This window comes from Streptomyces sp. NPDC042336, from assembly GCF_055581985.1.
The window spans coordinates 143,675-162,457 of record NZ_JBVJEA010000001.1 but is presented as its reverse complement, the minus strand read 5'-3'; the positions used below and the strand labels follow the sequence as shown (position 1 = coordinate 162,457).

Here is an 18,783-nt window from a genome sequence, read left to right as displayed (position 1 = left end):
CCGTCTCCGTCCTCTCCGCCATCTCCGTCAGCTCCCCGTACTCCGGTACGCACGCAGTCCCGCCCGCCAGGCCAGCCCCGCCGCTGCACAGCAGGCCACGGCCACCAGCGGCGGCGTGAACGCCACCCACCCGGGCAGGTCCAGCGGATAGGGCCGCCCCAGCACATAGCTCGCCGGCAGCCAGTTCACGAACGCAAGCGGCACCACGAAGGTCGCCCCGCGCACCAGGTCGAGCGCGAACACGGTCGGCGGGTACTGCAACATCGTCGTACCGCCGTAGGTGAAGGCGTTGGACACCTCCGAGGCGTCCTGCGCCACGAACTGGAACGCCGCCGCCGCCACGAACACCGCGCCGAAGATCGCCGCCCCGCTGAGCAGCATCACCGGCATCAGCAGCAGCTTCCCCGCCGTCCAGTCGATGTCGACGACCACCAGCGCGTACCCCAGCACCAGCAGCCCCTGCGTCACCCGGCCGAGACGGCGCAGCGCGAACCGGTCCGCCGCCACCTGCGCCAGCACCGGCGCCGGACGCACCAGCAAGGTGTCCAGCGTGCCGTCGCGCACCCGGCGCCCCAGCCGCTCCATGGAGCCGATCGAGAGGTCGGCGAGACCGAAGGAGACCCCGGACAGCCCGTACAGGAACGCCACCTCGGCCAGCGTGTAGCCGCCCAGCGCGTCGACCCGGGAGAACATCAGCAGGATCGCCACGAAGTCCAGCGCGGTCATCGCGAAGTTCCCGAGCGTGGTCAGCGCGAAGGACGTCCGGTACGCCATCGTCGACCTGATCCACATCCCCGCGATCAGCCCGTACGCGCGCACCCCCTCGACGACCCGCCCGCGCGGCACCCCCGTCCCGGCCGCCTCGACCGACTCGACCGACTCGACCGCCTCGACCGCCTCGACCGCCTCAGCCACCCTGGACCACCACCCGTCGCGTCGCCGCCGATTGCACCAGCCGGCCCAGCGCCAGCAGCGCCACCGCCCAGGACGCCTGGAAGAGATACGTCCGCAGCGGATCCGCCTCCCCCAGCAGCACGTCCGCCGGCGCCTGGAGCAGCGACGACCAGGGCAGCGCCCGCACCACCTCGCCGAGCACCCCCGGGAACACGTTCAGCGGCAGCAGCATCCCCGAGCAGAACAGCCCCGCCAGCCACGCCATCTGGGTCACCCCGGTGCCGTCGAGCAGCCAGAACGCCGAGAGCGCCACCAGATAGCGCAGCGCGAAACCCACCAGCATCGCCAGCAGCAGCGTCACCAGGAACGCCGCCCACACGGACACCTCCCGCGGCAGCGCCACCGGGAAGAACAGCGACCCGAACACGAACGGCACCACACCGCGGCCCAGCAACTGGAACAGCGCCCGCCCCACGTCCGCCGCCAGCCACCACAGCTGGAGGTCCACCGGACGGTACAGATCGACGGCGACATCACCCGTACGGATGCGCTCCATCAACTCGTCCTCGAACCCGCCGCCCCCGATCGCCAGCGCCGCCAGCAGCGCCTGCCCCAGCCACACGAAGGTCACGGCCTGCGCCTGGTCGTACCCGCCGAGCTGCGGTTTCTCGTCCCACAGAGCCAGATAGGTGTACACCAGGATCAGCCCGAAGACGGTGTTGGTGAACACTCCGGCCGCGGTGGCCGCCCGGTACGTCGCGTACCGTCGGAATCCGCCCGCCGCGACGGCCGCGTACAACCGCCCCGAGCCCGCGCCCACTGCCCTCCCCCTCCGATCGGCACCAAAGCGCAGGAGCCTAGTGCGACGGCGGGGCCCCCGGCCACGGAATTTCACGGGTGTGCCGTCGAGTGGGAACGGAACGCCCGGTGCGAGAGTCTTCTTCAGAGGCGTCAAAGACGTGGGAACGCGCCAGAGGGCGCACAGACGCACAAGGCCGTACGAGACCAGACCGACCAGACTGTACGACCCGAAAACCGTACGATGCGAAAACCGTACGAAGCGAAGCAGAAGCGAAACAGGAGTCCGTGCACGAGATGAGCGACGAGCCGCAGCCGCAGCAGCCGGGCTGGGCCCCGAGAGATCCCCAGGCGGCCGGCAAGGGGCAGACGGGGGAGCCGGGCACACCGGGAGCAGCGGGAACGCCGGGCGCGTCCGCGAAGGCGAAGAAGCCCAGGCGGCCCAAGCGCACCGGATGGCGCCGCCTGATCCCGACCTGGCGCATCGCACTGAGCACCGTCGTCGTCGGACTCCTGCTGATCGTCGGCGGCTTCTTCCTCGGCTACCACCTCGTCCAGATCCCCGCCGCCAACGCGCTCGCCACCAAGCAGTCCAACGTCTACCTCTACGCCGACGGCAGCGTCCTCGCCCGCGACGGCGAGGTCAACCGCGAGAGCGTCGGCCTCGCCCGCATCTCCAAGGACGCCCAGCACGCCGTCCTCGCCGCCGAGGACCGCGACTTCTACACCGAGTCCGCCATCGATCCCGGGGCGATGGTCCGGGCCGGCTGGAACACCGCCACCGGCAAGGGCAAGCAGTCCGGCTCCACGATCACCCAGCAGTACGTCAAGAACTACTACCTGGGCCAGGAGCAGACCGTCACCCGCAAGGTGAAGGAGTTCTTCATCTCGATCAAGCTCGACCGGGAGAAGAGCAAGAGCGAGATCCTCGAGGGCTACCTCAACACCAGCTTCTTCGGCCGCGGCGCCTACGGCATCCAGGCCGCCGCCCAGGCCTACTTCGGCGTCGACGCCAAGGACCTCACCGCCGCCCAGGGCGCCTACCTCGCCTCCCTGCTCAACGCCCCCAGCCAGTACGACGTCGTCGCCCACCCGGAGAACAGGCCCGCCGCCGAGGCCCGCTGGGACTACGTCATGAACGGCATGGTCGACAAGGGCTGGCTCACCCCCGCCGACCGCGCCGCCGCGAAGTTCCCCAAGCCCAAGCAGTCCACCATCTCCACCGGCATGTCCGGACAGCGCGGCTACGTCGTCAACATCGTCAAGAAGTACCTGATCGAGAACGACATCGTCGACGAGGAGGAACTCGGCCGCGGCGGCTACCGCATCACCACCACCCTCCAGAAGGACAAGCAGGACGCCTTCGTCAAGGCCGTCGACGACAAGCTGATGTCCCAGCTGGACAAGAAGGAACGCAAGGTCGACACCTACGTCCGGGCCGGCGGCGCCTCCGTCGACCCGAAGACCGGCAAGGTCGTCGCGATGTACAACGGCATCGACTACGTCAAGCAGTACACACCCAACGCCGTCCGCCGCGACTTCCAGGTCGGCTCCACCTTCAAGCCCTTCGTGTTCACCTCCGCCGTCGAGAACCACTCCGAGACGCAGAGCGGCCAGACGATCAACCCCAACACCCGCTACGACGGCACCAGCGAACGCCCCGTCCAGGGCTGGAGCGGCGGCCGCTACGCCCCCGAGAACGAGGACCACCGCGACTACGGCCACGTCACCGTCCGCGAGGCCACCGACAAGTCCATCAACGCCGTGTACGCCCAGATGGCCGTCGACGTCGGCTCCGACAAGGTCAAGCAGACCGCGATCGACCTAGGACTCTCCCCGGACACCCCCGAACTGACCCCCTCCCCCTCGATCGCCCTCGGCGTCGCCACCGCCAGTCCCCTCGACATGGCCGAGGCCTACGCCACCCTCGCCAACCACGGCAGGCACGGCACGTACACGCTGGTCGAGAAGGTCACGAAGGACGGCAAGCAGGAGGTCGAGCTGCCCGAGCGGCGCGAGCACCAGGCCGTCAGCCGCGAGTCCGCCGACACCACCACGTCAGTGCTGCGCAGCGTCGTCCAGAACGGCACCGCCGTCGCCGCCCAGGCCGCCGGCCGCCCCGCCGCGGGCAAGACCGGCACCGCCGAGGAGGACACGGCCGCCTGGTTCGCCGGCTACACCCCCGACCTCGCCACCGTCGTCGCCGTCATGGGCCAGGACCCCAAGACCGCCGCCCACAAGCCCTTGTACGGTGCCATGGGCCTGGAGCGGATCAACGGCGGCGGCGCCCCCGCCGAGATCTGGGGCCAGTACACCCGCAACGCCCTCAAGGGCGAACCGGTCGCCGACTTCGACCTCCAGCTCCAGGACGGCGCCGACGTCACCGCGCCCCCGTCCGGCGACGCCTCGGACGAACCGGGCGACGGCGAGGAGAGCCCCGGCGACGAGAGCGACGAGAACTCCACCGGCGACCAGGACGGCTCCGGCACCGAGACCCCGGGCGACTCCGGCAGCAGCACCCCGCCCGGCGACTCCGGCGGCACCGAGAGCGACCCCCCGTCGACCGGCGGCGGCACCCCCACCACGGGGGGCCCCAGCACCGAGCCGGGCCCCACGGGCGGCGGCGACGGAGGGGGCGGCGACGACTCCTCGAACGGCGGCACAGGGCCCGGCGGCGGGGACACCGACGGCGCGGGCGGCGGGGACGGCGACGGCGCGGGCACCAACGCCGGCGCGGTCGCCGGCATCCCCGTCACACCCCGGCGTCAGTGACCGGAGGTCGCCTTCAGACCCACCACGGCGACCAGCAGCAGACAGATGAAGAAGATCCGGGCGGCGGTCGCCGGCTCCCCCAGCACCACCATGCCGAGCACCGCCGCCCCGGCCGCGCCGATGCCCACCCACACGCCGTAGGCGGTACCGATGGGCAGCGTCCGGGCCGCGTACGACAGCAGCATCATGCTCGCGACGATCCCGGCACCGGTGAACACACTCGGCCACAGCCGGGTGAAACCGTCGGTGTACTTCATCCCGATCGACCAGCCGACCTCGAGCAGACCGGCGACGAACAACAAGACCCACGCCATGACAGGCACCTCCGTGAAGCGAACTGAACGGTGGTGCGTCGTCTTTTCCTTCAGCCCGGTACGGCGCGTCTCGTCGGGGTGCTTCCAAGGTAGCAAAGACAGCAGAAAGGGGCCGGTGACACTGGTCACCAGCCCCTGCCGCTCTACTGCCTTACTGCTTACTGCCCTACAGATACAGCCCGGTGGAGTCCTCCGACCCCTCGAACCGGTCCGCGGCCACGGCGTGCAGATCACGCTCACGCATGAGCACGTAGCCCACGCCCCGCACCTCGACCTCGGCACGGTCCTCCGGGTCGTACAGCACCCGGTCGCCCGGCTCCACGGTCCGTACGTTCTGCCCGACCGCGACCACCTCGGCCCAGGCCAGCCGCTTGCCGACGGCCGCCGTCGCGGGGATCAGGATGCCGCCCCCGGAACGCCGCTCGCCCTCTCCGGTGTCCTGCCGCACGAGCACGCGGTCGTGCAGCATCCGGATGGGCAGCTTGTCGTCCTGGGGACCGTGCTCGTTTCTCTTGGCGCTCACGCCCTGAACCTACCTGCCTCCGCTCAGCGCCGGCGCCGCCGGGTGCCGCCCAGGGCGAGCAGCCCCACGACCCCGACCACCACCAGCGCGACGGGCACGACCCGCTCCATCCGCGGGGCGCCCTCCTCGTCCACGAACTGCGCCTTCACATCGCTCACCACGCGATTGACCTGGACGTAGGCCCGGCCCAGCGTGTGATCGACACTGGAGGCGACCTTGGCCTTCGCATCGTCGACGATCGTCTTCGGGTGCACCCGCATCCCGAGCTCGTCGAGCGTCTCGGCCAGCACCTCGCGGCGGCGCTTGATGTCCGCCTCGATCTGCGCCGGGGTTCTGATGTCCGACGTGTCCGCCACCGTACGCCTCCGAAGTCTTCCGACACTGTCCCGGACAGTCTGTCAGCTCCGCGCCTCTCCGCACTGTCAGGACCCCCCGTTACGCTGGATCGATGAGCGAGCGACTCCAGCCCGGGGACACGGCCCCCGCCTTCACCCTCCCGGACGCCGACGGCAACGAGGTGTCCCTGTCCGACCACAAGGGCCGCAAGGTCATCGTCTACTTCTACCCCGCCGCGCTTACCCCCGGCTGCACGAAGCAGGCCTGCGACTTCACCGACAACCTGGAGCTGCTGGCCGGCGCCGGGTACGACGTGCTCGGCATCTCCCCCGACAAGCCGGAGAAGCTGGCCAAGTTCCGCGAGGCGGAGTCCCTGAAGGTCACCCTCCTCGCCGACCCGGACAAGAAGGTCCTCGACGCCTACGGTGCCTTCGGCGAGAAGAAGAACTACGGCCGCACCTACATGGGCGTCATCCGCTCCACGATCGTCGTCGACGAGGAGGGCAAGGTCGAACGCGCCCTGTACAACGTCCGCGCGACGGGCCACGTGGCCAAGATCATCAAGGACCTGGGCATCTGAGTCCCCTTTCGGCGGGGCCCGTACCGAAGCTTTCCGGTACGGGCCCTTCCGCATGCCGTGCGTGACTGTCCGATAACCGGTTCGTTACTCCGTACGAGGCCACGAACGCGTGGCCGGGAGCGGAGGGGTGTGATGGGGGCGAGCGCGTACAGCCGGGAGCGGCTGGCGGAGGCCGTTGCCGCAGCTCGAAACTGGACAGATCTGGTGCGGCGACTCGACCTCAAGGTGAGCGGCGGTCAACGAAGGGTGCTCCAGGAAAGGGTCAACGGTTACGGTCTGGACACGAGCCACTTCGTCAAACGCAGCCCTTGGTGCACATATCCCGACGCGGCCATCGCTGAGGCCGCCGCCTCGTCCTCCTCTCTACGGGAGGTGGCGCTGAAGCTCGGTGCGACCCCGGCCACCGGCACCCTGTCCCACATCCGGCGCCGTATCAGCGCGGCAGGAATCGACGTAGACCACTTCCCCGGCCTCAATCAGGAAGATGTGGACCTGCCCTTCACTACCGAAGAACTCCGTACCGCAGCGGCAGCGGTGACCAGCGTGCGGGCCGTCGCACGTGAGCTGGGCGTACCGGACGACAGTCGCTCGCGCGCCGCACTGCGTCGCATGATGAGCGCCCAGGGCATCGACACGAGTCACTTCTCTCACCGGCGACTGCACATTCCCGAAGATCAGCTCCGGGATCTTGTTCCTCGCTGCACGAGCTACGCCGACGTCATGCGCAGCCTCGGTCTGGAGGCCAGTGACGTCAATCATCGCCGAGTCAGACGCGCGGTCGGGCGTCTCCGCATCGACACCAGTCATTTCGAGCGCAGGTCCTGGGGGCGGGCAGAGCCGCCGGCCCCAGATCCTGTCGCTGACCGAGTGCTGATCGTTCTCCCATCTCACGCCGGTCGAACCAACAGGGCCCAACTGCACAGAGCTCTGGGCGAGATCGGCATGCCGTACTCCTGCGAGACCTGCGGCAACGCCGGCGAATGGCTCGGCCGGCCCATCACCCTTCAGATCGACCACGTCAATGGGAACTGGCGGGACAACCGTCGGGAGAACCTGCGGTACCTCTGCCCCAACTGCCACGCCCTGACGGAGACCTGGTGCCGACGGAAAGGCAGAGCGGCCCTCGCAGGGTGACCCGTTCTCCCCGTACACTGAATGCCGCTGGTCGAGCATGATGACCGTTTTTGAGCGGCCGTGATGGAATTTGGCAGTCATGCTGGGTTTAGGTCCCAGTGGGTTCACACCCGTGTGGGTTCGAGTCCCACCGGCCGCACACGTGTCCGGAGGGGCCGCTCAACGAGTGGCCCCTCCGAGGTCATTCATCCGAGCAGCTCCCGCACCACCGGTACCAGCGCCCGGAACGCCTTGCCGCGGTGGCTGATCGCGTTCTTCTCGGCCGCCGTCAGTTCCGCGCAGGTGCGGGTCTCGCCCTCCGGCTGGAGGATCGGGTCGTAGCCGAAGCCGCCCGTGCCGGCGGGCTCGTGGCGGAGGGTGCCGTGGAGTTGGCCCTCGACCACCCGCTCCGTGCCGTCGGGCAGTGCCAGGGCCGCCGCGCAGGCGAAGTACGCGCCTCGGTGCTCGTCGGCGATGTCGCCGATCTGGGCGAGGAGCAGGTCGAGGTTGGCCTTGTCGTCGCCGTGGCGGCCGGCCCAGCGGGCGGAGAAGATGCCCGGGGCGCCGTTCAGGACGTCGACGCAGAGGCCGGAGTCGTCGGCGACGGCGGGCAGGCCGGTGGCCCGGGCGAGGGCGTGGGCCTTGAGCAGGGCGTTCTCGGCGAAGGTGACGCCGGTTTCCTTGACGTCGGGGATGTGCGGGTAGGCGTCCGCGCCGACGAGGTCGTGGGGCAGGCCCGCGTCGGCGAGGATGGCCCTCAGTTCGGTGATCTTTCCGGCGTTGCGGGTGGCGAGGATCAGGCGGGTCATGGGGTCCAGTATTCCGGACCCCCCGCCCGGCCCGGGCGCGCCTCCCTACGGCGTGCAGACCTTCGTCAGTTCGCCCGCCGCGTCGGTGACGGGGCTGAGGTCGGGGGTCTCGTCGCCGTTCTTCACCGAGGTGCGGACGTTGTCCACGGCCTTGCCGAGGTCGTCGACGGCCTTGTTGACGTCCGTGTTGTCGGTCTGGTCGCCGATCTTGTCGAGGTTCTTGTCGATGGAGTTCAGGGATTCCTCCCACTGCGTGGGGTCGTCCGTGTTCTCCACCGCCTGCTGGAGTTCGGTGACGCTGTCGGCTATCGCGTCGGCCGTGCGCACGCAGTCGAGTGCCTTGTCGACGGCGTCGCATCCGGTAGTGAGGCCGGCCGTCAGGGCGATGGCCGCCGCGGTGGCGACGGCGGTGGCGGTGCGGCGAAGGCTGCGGTGGCGGCTCGCGGCCATGGGTCTCGGTCCTCCCCTGGAACAGGGCCGGGCGGCCCGTGTGCGGTGCGGCGTCGGGCGTACGGCAAGGTCTGCCGTACGCCCGTGGTGCTGTACTGCTAGGGACGCGCCGGTGGGCGGCCGAGTTGCGTGGGCGGCCGCCTTTCCTTGAGGCGTCTTTGGTGTTCTCTTTACCTCACGCGGGTCTTCAGCGTTCGAGGACCGCTTCGAGTGCCGTGCGCTGGAGTTCGGCCAGTTCCGTGCAGCCCGCGGCGGCGAGGTCGAGCAGGGCGTTGAGTTCGTCGCGGGCGAAGGGCTCGGCCTCGGCGGTGCCCTGGACCTCGACGAAGCGGCCGTCGCCGGTGCAGACGACGTTCATGTCGGTGTCGGCGCGGACGTCTTCCTCGTAGCGGAGGTCGAGGAGCGGGGTGCCGTCGACGATGCCGACGGAGACGGCGGAGACGGTGCCGGTGAGCGGCTTGCGGTTGGCCTTGATCAGTTTCCTGCCCTGGGCCCAGCCGATGGCGTCGGCGAGGGCGACGTAGGCGCCGGTGATGGCGGCGGTGCGGGTGCCGCCGTCGGCCTGGAGGACGTCGCAGTCCAGGACGACGGTGTTCTCGCCGAGTGCCTTGTAGTCGATGACGGCGCGCAGGGACCGGCCGATGAGGCGGCTGATCTCGTGGGTGCGGCCGCCGATGCGGCCCTTGACGGACTCCCGGTCGCCGCGGGTGTTGGTGGCGCGCGGGAGCATGGCGTATTCGGCGGTGACCCAGCCTTCGCCGCTGCCCTTGCGCCAGCGCGGGACGCCTTCGGTGACCGAGGCGTTGCAGAGGACCTTGGTGTCGCCGAAGGAGACGAGGACGGAGCCTTCGGCGTGCTTGCTCCAGCCGCGTTCGATGGTGACGGGGCGGAGCTGCTGGGGGGTGCGGCCGTCGATTCGTGACATGCGGGTGAGCCTAGCGGCCCATGGGGAAGGGGCCTTCCCCGCGGTGGAGGAGGCCCCTTGCCGGTGCAGCGTTGAGCGGTGCTGCGGTGAGCCGGTGGCTCACATCATGTCTTCGATCTCCGCCGCGATCGGGTCGGCGTCGGTGCCGATGACGACCTGGATGGCGGTGCCCATCTTGACGACGCCGTGGGCGCCGGCGGCCTTGAGGGCGGCTTCGTTGACCAGCGCGGGGTCGTTGACCTCGGTGCGGAGTCGGGTGATGCAGCCTTCGATCTCGTCGATGTTGTCGATGCCGCCGAGGCCGGCGACGATCTTCTCAGCCTTGCTGGCCATGTTCCTTCTCCCTGATCCGAGCCGCTTTGTCGCAGTAACCCACAGTTGGCCCATCTTCGCGAGCGGTCGTCCGGTGCGTACCGAATGATGGCGTCACGACGGCGGTGCCGTCTGTCAACTGGTCTACACCAGTGTACCGGCGACCGGAGGGAGACCGGATGAGTGCCGACAGCGCGGTCAGTCCCGCTCGCGCCCACTGGAACAGGGCGTTCCAAGGGTTGCAGAAGATGGGTCGCTCCCTTCAGTTGCCCATCGCGGTCCTGCCCGCCGCCGGCATCCTCAACCGGCTGGGGCAGCCGGACGTGTTCGGGGACGACGGTCTGGGCTGGACGAACGTCTCGAAGGTGATGACGGGCGCGGGCGGTGCGCTGCTCGACGGGTCGCTGGGGCTGCCGCTGCTGTTCTGCGTGGGCGTGGCCATCGGGATGGCGAAGAAGGCGGACGGTTCGACGGCGCTGGCGGCGGTGGCGGGGTTCCTCGTCTACTTCAACGTGCTGCGGCAGTTCCCGGAGGACTGCCCCGAGGGGTCGAAGACGGTCCCGCAGATCGGCTGCCAGGTGACCGACGGTTCGGGCGAGGTGACCTCGTTCGTCTTCCAGAATCCGGGGGTGTTCGGCGGCATCGTGATGGGGCTGCTGACGGCGTACTTCTGGCAGCGCTTCCACCGGACGAAGCTGGTGGACTGGCTGGGCTTCTTCAACGGGCGCCGGCTGGTGCCGATCATCATGGCGTTCGTGGCGATCGTGTTCGCGGCGCTGTGTCTGTGGGTGTGGCCGCCGATCGGTGACGCGCTGGAGAGTTTCAGTGACTGGCTGAACGGGATCGGCGCGTGGGGCTCGGGCGTGTTCGGTCTGGCGAACCGGGCGTTGCTGGTGATCGGTCTGCACCAGTTCCTGAACGTGCCGATGTGGTTCCAGTTCGGTTCGTACACGAAGCCGGACGGCACGGTGGTGCACGGTGACATCAACATGTTCCTGGCCGGCGATCCGAACGCGGGTCAGTTCACGACGGGCTTCTTCCCGATCATGATGTTCGCGCTGCCGGCGGCGGCGCTGGCGATCACGCACTGCGCGAAGCCGCACCGGCGCAAGGAGGTCGGCGGCCTGATGCTGTCGGTGGGGCTGACGTCGTTCGTGACCGGGATCACGGAGCCGCTGGAGTACTCGTTCCTGTTCATCGCCCCGCTGCTGTACGCGGCGCACGCGGTGCTGACGGGTGTGTCGATGGCGGTGACGTGGGCGCTGGGGGTGAAGGACGGGTTCAGCTTCTCGGCGGGGCTGATCGACTACGTCATCAACTGGAACCTGGCGACCAAGCCGTGGCTGATCATCCCGATCGGGCTGGGTTTCGCGGTGGTGTACTACGTGGTCTTCCGGTTCGCGATCACGAAGTTCGACCTGAAGACGCCGGGGCGGGAGCCCGAGGACGAGGTGGAGGACGTCACCAAGGTGTAGACCAGTTCTGTCCTCACGTACCCTTTGAGGGTGGTCTCGCGAAGGCCCCCGGACCCTCGGTCCGGGGGCCTTCGACGCGCCCTCGCACGCTTGCGAGCAGGGGACTTGACCGGGTACTGCGCGTAGCGGTCCGGTCGCGGAATCGTGGGTTCCTTATGCCGCCTTCATCGTGCTACAACAGGTCTACACCACTGAGTGGTGTAGACCACCACCCGATGGAGGAAGCATGAGCACCGCCACCGACACGGCGGCCCCCGCAAAGAAGCGGGGATCCGGTCTTTTCCAGGGGCTGCAGAAGGTAGGACGCAGCCTCCAGCTCCCGATCGCCGTGCTGCCGGCGGCGGGCATCATGGTCCGCCTCGGCCAGCCGGACATCTTCGGCGCGGACGGCCTCGGCTGGGACAAGGTCGCCGCCGTCTTCAACAACGCGGGCGGTGCCCTCACCGGTTCGCTGCCGATCCTGTTCTGCATAGGTGTGGCCATCGGCTTCGCGAAGAAGGCCGATGGCTCGACCGCGCTGGCCGCGGTGGTCGGCTTCCTCGTCTACAGCAAGGTGCTCGAGGCCTTCCCGGTCACCGAGGCGGTGGTCAAGGACGGCCCGGACGTCGCCGCGACCTACAACGACCCGGGTGTGCTCGGCGGCATCATCATGGGTCTGCTCGCCGCCGTGCTGTGGCAGCGGTACCACCGCAAGAAGCTGGTGGACTGGCTCGGCTTCTTCAACGGGCGCCGGCTGGTGCCGATCATCATGGCCTTCGTCGGCATAGTCGTGGGTGTCTTCTTCGGTCTGGTCTGGGAGCCCATCGGCGACGGCATCTCGAACTTCGGCGAGTGGATGACCGGCCTCGGCTCCGGCGGCGCGGCTCTGTTCGGTGGCGTGAACCGTGCGCTGATCCCGGTCGGCATGCACCAGTTCGTGAACACCGTGGCCTGGTTCCAGCTCGGCGACTTCACCAACTCCGCCGGTGACGTGGTGCACGGTGACATCACCCGCTTCCTGGCCGGTGACCCCTCCGCCGGCATCTTCCAGTCGGGCTTCTTCCCGATCATGATGTTCGGTCTGCCCGCCGCCGCCCTGGCCATGGCGCACACCGCCCGCCCGGAACGCCGCAAGGCCGTCCTCGGCATGATGCTCTCGCTGGCCGCGACCTCGTTCGTCACCGGTGTGACCGAGCCGATCGAGTTCTCGTTCATGTTCATCGCGCCGGTCCTGTACGTGCTGCACGCGGTGCTGACCGCCGTGTCGATGGCGGTGACGTGGGGTCTGGGTGTGCACGCCGGCTTCAACTTCTCGGCCGGTGCCATCGACTACGCCCTGAACTGGCACCTCGCCACCAAGCCATGGCTGATCATCCCGATCGGTCTGGTGTTCGCGGCGATCTACTACGTGACGTTCCGCTTCGCGATCGTCAAGTTCAACCTGAAGACCCCGGGCCGCGAGCCCGAGGAGGAGATCGAGGACCTCACCAAGGCGTGAGCCCCGGCCGTACGGCGTGACGAAGGCCCCGGAACCGCGGAGGTTCCGGGGCCTTCCTGCCGTGTCGCGGCTGTCGCGGGCTCAGATCTCGTAGACCGCGCCCGTGGTGGCGACCTCCACCGCCCCGGCGTACGCCTCGCGCGCGTCGGCCAGGTTGACCGCGGGGTCGGTCCACGGGGGGATGTGGGTGAGCACCAGGCGCCGGGCACCGGCCCGGGCGGCGCTCTCGCCGGCCTCGCGTCCGTTGAGGTGCAGGTCGGGGATGTTCTCCTTGCCGTGCGTGAAGGCGGCCTCGCACAGGAACAGGTCGGTGTCGCGGGCGAGTTCGTCCAGCACGGGGGTGACACCCGTGTCGCCGGAGTACGTCAGTGAACGGCCGCCGTGCTCGACGCGGACCGCGTAGGCCTCCACGGGGTGGGCGACGCGCTCGGTGTGCACGGTGAACGGGCCGACCTCGAAGGTGGAGGGCTTGACCGTGTGGAAGTCGAACACCTCGCTCATGGAGGACGCCGAGGGGGTGTCGGCGTAGGCGGTGGTCAGCCGGTGCTCGGTGCCCTCGGGTCCGTAGACCGGGAGCGGGGCGCAGCGGCCGCCGTCGTGCCGGTAGTAGCGCGCCACGAAGTAGGCGCACATGTCGATGCAGTGGTCGGCGTGCAGATGGCTGAGGAAGATCGCGTCGAGGTCGTAGAGACCGCAGTGGCGCTGCAACTCGCCGAGGGCACCATTGCCCATGTCGAGGAGCAGCCGGAAGCCGTCGGCCTCGACGAGGTAGCTCGAGCAGGCCGATTCCGCGGACGGGAACGACCCCGAGCAGCCGACGACGGTGAGCTTCATGAAGCAGAAACCTCCGCTGGCGCGTGTGGAGAGACGGGGGTCGTGCGGTCCGTCGAGCGTAAGGCGCAAAACCTGCGGTCGCTCCTCCGCCAGGGGCCGTTGTGGGCGAACTCACCTGCGGGATCACCGGTTCGGCTGGAAGCGGGGAGTGCGGGGCCCTGGAAGGGGCGCGCGGTTGTGGCGCGCGCCGGTACCGTCGTCGTTATGCACACGTCCTGGTGGCTCGTCTTCGCGGCGGTGGTGCTGCTCGCGCTCGTCGCCACGGTCGTCGACGGCTGGGGCCGCGGCCGGCGGCCTCCCCGGCAAGGCGGCGTACGGCGGCCGCCGGGGCGTCCCCGGGAGCCGGGAGGGCGGACGGTCCGGCCGCGGCCCGCGGAGATCTGGTGGGCGAACGTGCCGTACGAGGACTCCGGCGGCGCGAAGGACCGGCCGTGTCTGGTGCTCTCGGTGCGCGGGCGGCGGGTGCTGGTCGCGAAGATCACCACGCGTCACCGGGACGGGCCGGCCGGGGTGATCACGCTGCCGCCGGGCTCGGTCGGCGACGCGCGGGGGCGGACGAGCTACCTGGAGACCGGCGAGCTGCGCGAGGTGCCGGTGGGTGACTTCCGGCGCCGGGTGCGGGTGGTGGACCCGGCCCTGTGGGACCGGGTCCGTCACCTCGCCGAGTAGGGCCGCCTCAGGCCCAGAGCTGTCCCTGGAGGGTCTCGATGGCCTCTTCGGTGGTGGCCGCGGTGTAGACGCCGGTGGAGAGGTACTTCCAGCCGCCGTCGGCGACGACGAACACGATGTCGGCGCTCTCGCCGGCCTTCACCGCCTTCTTCCCGACGCCGATCGCGGCGTGCAGGGCGGCGCCGGTGGAGACGCCCGCGAAGATGCCCTCCTGCTGGAGCAGCTCACGGGTGCGGGTGACCGCGTCGGCGGAGCCCACCGAGAAGCGAGTGGTGAGCACGGAGGCGTCGTACAGCTCGGGTACGAAGCCCTCGTCGAGGTTGCGCAGGCCGTAGACCAGGTCGTCGTAGCGCGGTTCGGCGGCGACGATCTTCACGTCCGGCTTGTGTTCACGCAGGTAGCGGCCGACGCCCATGAGCGTCCCGGTCGTCCCCAGGCCCGCGACGAAGTGCGTCACGGAGGGCAGGTCGGCGAGGATCTCCGGGCCGGTGCCGGCGTAGTGGGCGCCGGCGTTGTCCGGGTTGCCGTACTGGTAGAGCATCACCCAGTCCGGGTGCTCGGCGGAGAGTTCCTTGGCGACCCGTACGGCGGTGTTGGAGCCGCCCGCGGCCGGGGAGGAGATGATCTCCGCGCCCCACATGGTGAGCAGGTCCCGGCGTTCCTGGGAGGTGTTCTCGGGCATCACGCAGACGATGCGGTAGCCCTTGAGTCTGGCGGCCATGGCCAGGGAGATGCCGGTGTTGCCGCTGGTCGGCTCCAGGATCGTGCAGCCCTTGGTGAGGCGGCCGTCCTTCTCCGCCTGCTCGATCATGTGGAGCGCGGGGCGGTCCTTGATCGAGCCGGTCGGGTTGCGGTCCTCCAGCTTGGCCCAGATCCGGACGTCGTGGGACGGCGAGAGCCGCGGCAGGCGCACCAGGGGGGTGTTGCCCACCGCGGCCAGCGGGGAGTCGTAGCGCATCGCCGATCAGGCCATGCCGCCGGCCACCGCCGGCAGGATCGTGATGCTGTCGCCGTCGCCGAGCTTGGTGTTGATGCCGTCGAGGAAGCGGACGTCCTCGTCGTTCAGGTAGACGTTGACGAAGCGGCGGAGCTGCTCACCCTCGACGATGCGGGCCTGGATGCCCGTGTGCCGGGTCTCGAGGTCGGCGAAGAGCTCGGCGAGCGTGTCCCCGGTGCCCTCCACCGCCTTCTGGCCGTCGGTGTACTGGCGGAGGATGGTCGGGATGCGGACCTCGATGGCCATGGCTGAGTGCTCCTGTCGGAAGTTTGTCGTGGGTTCGTAGGGCGCGCGGCGGCACACGTCAGCACGCCGCGGCTCACGGCCGTACGGCGGCAACGAAGATCAACAGATGGCGCTTTTCAGCCTGCACAGGTCGACGTGCAGCCGCGCCACGAGCAGCGTGCCCGGCGCCTTTTCGCTCACGTCGAGAAGAACCATGGGCTCATCGTATCGATTCCCGGTCCGGCATCCGGAGTGTGATCTCACCTGACGGACTCTTTTCGTCCGAAGTGCGAGATCAGTACGCCTCCACGACCTTGACCTCCTCCTCCGTGACCTCGCCCTCCACGATGCGGAACGAGCGGAACTGGAATTCACCGGCACCGTCGGTGTCCGCGGTGGAGACGAGGACGTAGTGGGCGCCGGGCTCGTTGGCGTAGGAGATGTCGGTGCGGGAGGGGTGGGCCTCGGTGGCGGTGTGGGAGTGGTAGATGACCACCGGCTCCTCGTCGCGGTCGTCCATCTCGCGGTAGAGCTTGAGGAGGTCCTGCGAGTCGAACTCGTAGAAGGTGGGCGAGCGGGCGGCGTTGAGCATCGGGATGAACCGCTCGGGGCGGCCCTCGCCGACGGGACCGGCCACCACGCCGCACGCCTCGTCGGGGTGGTCCTCGCGCGCGTGGGCGACGATCTGGTCGTACAGGGCCTGGGTGATGGTCAGCATGCGGCCAGGATAAGCAGACGGGCTCCCCCGTACCGGTGGGTGGTACGGAGGAGCCCGTATACCGGACATCCTGAGCGGTGGCCGTGGGGACGCCACGAGCGTTCCCGGTGGCCGGACGTCCTGGGGTGCGCGCGAAGGCGCAGGTCAGCGGCGTTTCGGTGGGTCCGTCAGCCGATCTTCTCGAACTCCGGCTCGCCGGGCCGCTCGGTGATCTGCGGGTTGCGGCTCTTGAGCACCGCCCAGCCGATGCAGAGGGCGACCGCCCAGCCGGCCATCACGTACAGGCAGACGCGGGCGTCGGCGTCGTAGGCGATGAGGCAGGTGACGAAGAGCAGGAAGGCGATGGCGATGTAGGAGCACACCGAGCCGCCGGGCGCCGGGAAGGACGAGGCGGGCAGCCGGCCCGCGACGACCTTGCGGCGGTAGAGCACGTGGCTGATCAGGATCATCAGCCAGGTCCAGATGCCGGCGGCGGTGGCGACGGAGGTGACGTAGCCGAAGGCCTTCTCCGGGACGAGGTAGTTCAGGACCACGCCGATGGCCATGAAGACCACCGAGACGGCGATGCCGATGGCCGGGGTCTTCGTCGAGGACAGCTTGTTGAAGACCCTGGGGGCCTCGCCGTTGTCCGCGAGGGTGCGCAGCATGCGGCCCGTGGAGTACATGCCGGAGTTGCAGGACGACAGGGCGGCGGTGAGCACGACGAAGTTGACGATGCCGGCGCCGGCCGGGATGCCGATGACCGCGAAGGCCTCCACGAAGGGGCTGACGCCCTCGGCGAACTCGGTCCACTTGACCACCGCCAGGATGACGGTGAGGGCGCCGACGTAGAAGAGGGCGATGCGCCAGGGCAGGGTGTTGATCGCCTTGGGGAGGGTCTTCTCCGGGTTCTCGGACTCACCCGCGGTGACGCCGACCAGCTCGACGGCGAGGTAGGCGAACATGACGCCCTGGAGGGTCATCAGGGACGAGCCGATGCCCTTGGGGAAGAAGCCGTCGAACTCCCACAGGTTGGAGACGGCGGCGGTGTCGCCGGCCTGGCTGAAGCCGAAGGTGAGGACGCCGATGCCGATCACGATCATGCCGATGATGGCGGTGACCTTGACCATCGAGAACCAGAACTCGATCTCGCCGAACAGCTTCACCGAGATCAGGTTGGCCACGAACAGCAGGACCAGGAAGACCAGGGCCGAGACCCATTGCGGGATGTCCGGGAACCAGTAGTGGATGTAGATGGCGGCGGCGGTGAGTTCCGCCATGCCGGTGACCACCCACATCAGCCAGTACGTCCAGCCGGTGAAGTAACCGAAGAAGGGACCGAGGAACTCGCGCGAGTACTCGGCGAAGGAGCCGGAGACGGGTCGGTAGAGGAGCAGCTCGCCGAGCGCCCGCATGATGAAGAAGATGATCACACCCGCGAGGGCGTACATGAGGATGATGCTGGGGCCGGCCTTGGCGATGTTGGCCCCGGCGCCCAGGAAGAGGCCGACGCCGATGGCGCCGCCGATCGCGATCATCTGGACCTGGCGGCTGTTGAGACCGCGCTCGTAGCCCTCTTCGGGGGCCTTGTCCGTGTCGACCTGCGCAGAGGTCATGTGTGGTGCGCCTTTCTCCATGCCGATCCGGACCTTCGTCGGCCTCGGATCGGGTCTCGATCCCCCCGGATGATGGAGCTGAGCGGGCCTCACATCCCGCTCGGTGCCTGGCCGGCGGTCTGCCGGCTCGGTGGCGCACCCGGCCGAACATTCGGGTGGTGTTCGCCGGGCGGTCGTGAAGATTTACCACGACGGCGGCGCTGATCACAGGGGCCGACTGTGACGTGTCCCACGGGGAGAGGCGGACAAAAGCCGCATCCGCGGGTCAAAAGAGGCGCGGCTTTGACGGGATCGTTATCCGGATTTGAGACTCCGCTGAGCGGACACGGAGAGTGACGAAACCGTCTTGTTCAGGGCATAAGGGTGGCGACCAGCGACTCCTGGAGCCCCCCGAGCCACAGGTAGGCCATCACCATCGGCTTGCGCGGGTCCTCGTCGGGCAGCCGGTAGAGCAGGTCGGTGTCGTCCTCGTCGGCGATCTCCAGGCGGGAGCCGATCGCCAGGCGCAGGTCGTTCAGGGCGCGCAGCCACTGTTGGGACTCCTCGGGCGACAGTTTCAGCACCGCGCCCTCCTCGCCCGCCGACGCCGAGGAGAGGGCGTCCAGGGTGCGGACCACCGCCAGCGCGTTGTCCCGCTTGCCGGCCCGCAGGTCGTTCTCGGTGTAACGGCGGAACTCCGCGGAGTGCGCCCGCTGCTCCTCGGCCTCCCGCGCCTGCGGGGCGCCCTCGGGGTCACCGTACGCGTCCGGGAACAGCCGGCGCAGCACCGGGTCGGAGGGCGGCTCGCTCGGGCCCTCGGCGAACAGCTCGGCGAGCGGGTCGTCGGAGGCGTCCTCGGCGGGTCCCGGGCCGATCAGCTCCAGGAGCTGCACGGCCAGGGAGCGGATGATGGAGATCTCGACGTCGTCGAGCGCGACGGCCGCGCCGCCGCCGGGGAGCGGTTCGAATTGTCCGGGCATGAAGGCGA

General features: G+C 69.3%; 22 protein-coding genes, 1 tRNA gene and 1 riboswitch. Of the genes, 7 read left to right on the top strand and 16 right to left on the bottom strand.

The window, feature by feature from the left end; translation table 11 throughout:
* Positions 1-27: 27 nt before the first annotated feature.
* Entirely contained in the window at positions 28-915 is an 888-nt protein-coding gene (locus ACZ6IM_RS00725; protein WP_469553532.1) for an ABC transporter permease, read from the bottom strand.
* Positions 908-1,714, bottom strand: coding sequence for an ABC transporter permease (locus ACZ6IM_RS00720; protein WP_469553530.1), 807 nt, complete (start codon positions 1,712-1,714; stop codon positions 908-910). The genes ACZ6IM_RS00725 and ACZ6IM_RS00720 overlap by 8 nt, the downstream gene beginning before the upstream one ends.
* A gap of 275 nt (positions 1,715-1,989) precedes the next feature.
* Here ACZ6IM_RS00720 and ACZ6IM_RS00715 point away from each other — a divergent pair, with 275 nt between their 5' ends.
* Positions 1,990-4,464: a transglycosylase domain-containing protein gene (locus ACZ6IM_RS00715; protein ID WP_469553528.1), complete on the top strand. Its 2,475-nt coding sequence runs from the start codon at positions 1,990-1,992 to the stop codon at positions 4,462-4,464.
* Here ACZ6IM_RS00715 and ACZ6IM_RS00710 read toward each other — a convergent pair.
* From ACZ6IM_RS00710 to ACZ6IM_RS00700, 3 genes are all read right to left on the bottom strand, one after another.
* Positions 4,458-4,778 (bottom strand): DMT family transporter, encoded by a 321-nt coding sequence (locus ACZ6IM_RS00710; RefSeq protein WP_003975912.1) that lies wholly within the window; start codon positions 4,776-4,778, stop codon positions 4,458-4,460. The genes ACZ6IM_RS00715 and ACZ6IM_RS00710 overlap by 7 nt on opposite strands.
* Before the next feature lie 32 nt (positions 4,779-4,810).
* Positions 4,811-4,877: riboswitch (guanidine-III (ykkC-III) riboswitch) on the bottom strand.
* Positions 4,878-4,944: 67 nt separating this feature from the next.
* Entirely contained in the window at positions 4,945-5,301 is a 357-nt protein-coding gene (locus ACZ6IM_RS00705) for a GroES family chaperonin (protein ID WP_003975911.1), read from the bottom strand.
* Between the two features lie 23 nt (positions 5,302-5,324).
* Positions 5,325-5,657 (bottom strand): DUF3618 domain-containing protein, encoded by a 333-nt coding sequence (locus ACZ6IM_RS00700; RefSeq protein ID WP_052841686.1) that lies wholly within the window; start codon positions 5,655-5,657, stop codon positions 5,325-5,327.
* Positions 5,658-5,749: 92 nt separating this feature from the next.
* Between ACZ6IM_RS00700 and bcp the strand changes: the two genes are divergently transcribed.
* From bcp to ACZ6IM_RS00685, 3 genes are all read left to right on the top strand, one after another.
* Positions 5,750-6,217, top strand: a complete 468-nt coding sequence (gene bcp / locus ACZ6IM_RS00695; RefSeq protein ID WP_052841687.1) for a thioredoxin-dependent thiol peroxidase — start codon at positions 5,750-5,752, stop codon at positions 6,215-6,217.
* Between the two features lie 132 nt (positions 6,218-6,349).
* Entirely contained in the window at positions 6,350-7,351 is a 1,002-nt protein-coding gene (locus ACZ6IM_RS00690; RefSeq protein ID WP_469553525.1) for an HNH endonuclease, read from the top strand.
* 54 nt (positions 7,352-7,405) lie between these two features.
* A tRNA-Leu gene (locus ACZ6IM_RS00685) sits at positions 7,406-7,490 on the top strand.
* A 46-nt stretch (positions 7,491-7,536) separates the two neighbouring features.
* Here the strand turns inward: ACZ6IM_RS00685 and rdgB are convergent.
* The 4 genes from rdgB to ACZ6IM_RS00665 all read right to left on the bottom strand — a co-directional run bounded on the left by rdgB (position 7,537) and on the right by ACZ6IM_RS00665 (position 9,847).
* Positions 7,537-8,139, bottom strand: coding sequence for an RdgB/HAM1 family non-canonical purine NTP pyrophosphatase (gene rdgB / locus ACZ6IM_RS00680; protein WP_052841689.1), 603 nt, complete (start codon positions 8,137-8,139; stop codon positions 7,537-7,539).
* 45 nt (positions 8,140-8,184) lie between these two features.
* A complete protein-coding gene (locus ACZ6IM_RS00675; protein WP_052841690.1) occupies positions 8,185-8,589 on the bottom strand; it encodes a hypothetical protein in 405 nt (134 codons plus the stop codon).
* A gap of 187 nt (positions 8,590-8,776) precedes the next feature.
* Positions 8,777-9,514 (bottom strand): ribonuclease PH, encoded by a 738-nt coding sequence (gene rph, locus ACZ6IM_RS00670; RefSeq protein ID WP_052841691.1) that lies wholly within the window; start codon positions 9,512-9,514, stop codon positions 8,777-8,779.
* Positions 9,515-9,613: 99 nt separating this feature from the next.
* Positions 9,614-9,847, bottom strand: coding sequence for a PTS sugar transporter subunit IIB (locus ACZ6IM_RS00665; RefSeq protein ID WP_003975905.1), 234 nt, complete (start codon positions 9,845-9,847; stop codon positions 9,614-9,616).
* A gap of 158 nt (positions 9,848-10,005) precedes the next feature.
* Here ACZ6IM_RS00665 and ACZ6IM_RS00660 point away from each other — a divergent pair, with 158 nt between their 5' ends.
* A complete protein-coding gene (locus ACZ6IM_RS00660) occupies positions 10,006-11,301 on the top strand; it encodes a PTS transporter subunit EIIC (RefSeq protein ID WP_052841692.1) in 1,296 nt (431 codons plus the stop codon).
* A 226-nt stretch (positions 11,302-11,527) separates the two neighbouring features.
* Positions 11,528-12,778: a PTS transporter subunit EIIC gene (locus tag ACZ6IM_RS00655; RefSeq protein ID WP_052841693.1), complete on the top strand. Its 1,251-nt coding sequence runs from the start codon at positions 11,528-11,530 to the stop codon at positions 12,776-12,778.
* Positions 12,779-12,859: 81 nt separating this feature from the next.
* On the opposite strand, the gene ACZ6IM_RS00650 is transcribed toward ACZ6IM_RS00655, so the two are convergent.
* Positions 12,860-13,612 (bottom strand): MBL fold metallo-hydrolase, encoded by a 753-nt coding sequence (locus tag ACZ6IM_RS00650; RefSeq protein ID WP_052841694.1) that lies wholly within the window; start codon positions 13,610-13,612, stop codon positions 12,860-12,862.
* Between the two features lie 204 nt (positions 13,613-13,816).
* On the opposite strand from ACZ6IM_RS00650, the gene ACZ6IM_RS00645 reads away from it, so the two are divergent.
* A complete protein-coding gene (locus ACZ6IM_RS00645; RefSeq protein ID WP_052841695.1) occupies positions 13,817-14,281 on the top strand; it encodes a type II toxin-antitoxin system PemK/MazF family toxin in 465 nt (154 codons plus the stop codon).
* A gap of 7 nt (positions 14,282-14,288) precedes the next feature.
* Here the strand turns inward: ACZ6IM_RS00645 and ACZ6IM_RS00640 are convergent, their stop codons facing one another.
* The 6 genes from ACZ6IM_RS00640 to ACZ6IM_RS00615 form a co-directional block, all read right to left on the bottom strand.
* The gene (locus tag ACZ6IM_RS00640; RefSeq protein ID WP_052841696.1) at positions 14,289-15,239 is read right to left on the bottom strand and encodes a PLP-dependent cysteine synthase family protein; all 951 of its coding nucleotides are present in this window, start codon (positions 15,237-15,239) and stop codon (positions 14,289-14,291) included.
* Positions 15,240-15,245: 6 nt separating this feature from the next.
* Positions 15,246-15,524, bottom strand: a complete 279-nt coding sequence (locus ACZ6IM_RS00635; protein WP_052841697.1) for a MoaD/ThiS family protein — start codon at positions 15,522-15,524, stop codon at positions 15,246-15,248.
* Positions 15,525-15,623: 99 nt separating this feature from the next.
* Positions 15,624-15,719: a putative leader peptide gene (locus ACZ6IM_RS00630; RefSeq protein WP_309546867.1), complete on the bottom strand. Its 96-nt coding sequence runs from the start codon at positions 15,717-15,719 to the stop codon at positions 15,624-15,626.
* A 79-nt stretch (positions 15,720-15,798) separates the two neighbouring features.
* Entirely contained in the window at positions 15,799-16,221 is a 423-nt protein-coding gene (locus ACZ6IM_RS00625; protein WP_030180146.1) for a M67 family metallopeptidase, read from the bottom strand.
* A gap of 167 nt (positions 16,222-16,388) precedes the next feature.
* Positions 16,389-17,816 carry an amino acid permease gene (locus ACZ6IM_RS00620; RefSeq protein WP_469553521.1) on the bottom strand — a complete coding sequence of 476 codons (1,428 nt, stop codon included), beginning with the start codon at positions 17,814-17,816 and terminating at the stop codon, positions 16,389-16,391.
* A gap of 350 nt (positions 17,817-18,166) precedes the next feature.
* On the bottom strand, positions 18,167-18,775 hold the full coding sequence (locus tag ACZ6IM_RS00615; RefSeq protein ID WP_052841699.1) for a DUF2017 domain-containing protein: 609 nt from the start codon (positions 18,773-18,775) through the stop codon (positions 18,167-18,169).
* Between the last annotated feature and the right edge of the window lie 8 nt (positions 18,776-18,783).